Genomic DNA, 410 nt, shown 5'->3' with positions numbered 1-410 from the left:
GACACGCTGAAGACCGCGCAGGCGTCGTACGACCTGACCAAGCTGCAATTCGACAACGGCACGGGCTCCGAGCTCGAGCTGCGTCAGGCGCAGACGGTAGTCGAGACGGCGCTCGCGAACCAGCAGGCGCAGGCGCGTGCGCGCGCACAGGCGCTGAATGCGCTGGTGCTGCTGATCGGCGAGCCGCTGCCGGACGATCTGCCGGCGGGCATGCCGCTCGACGCGCAGAACCTGCTGACGGACGTGCCGGCCGGGTTGCCGTCGGATCTGCTGACGCGTCGTCCGGACGTGATGCAGGCCGAGCAGACGCTGCTGGCCGCGAACGCGAACATTGGCGCGGCGCGCGCGGCGTTCTTCCCGAAGATCTCGCTGACGGGCGCGTTCGGCACCGGCAGCCCGACGCTGGGCGG

The 410-nt window shown here is 71.0% G+C and carries 1 protein-coding gene; it reads left to right on the top strand.

Annotated features, from left to right (window positions below):
• On the top strand, positions 1-410 hold a 410-nt coding region (locus J8I35_RS35020; protein WP_209929404.1), incomplete at both ends, for a TolC family protein.

The sequence above is a fragment of the Burkholderia sp. CpTa8-5 genome (assembly GCF_017815045.1).
Classification (GTDB): Bacteria; Pseudomonadota; Gammaproteobacteria; order Burkholderiales; family Burkholderiaceae; genus Burkholderia; species Burkholderia sola.
Note: the sequence above shows the minus strand (reverse complement) of the source record. Positions and strands in the feature narration are given on the sequence as shown.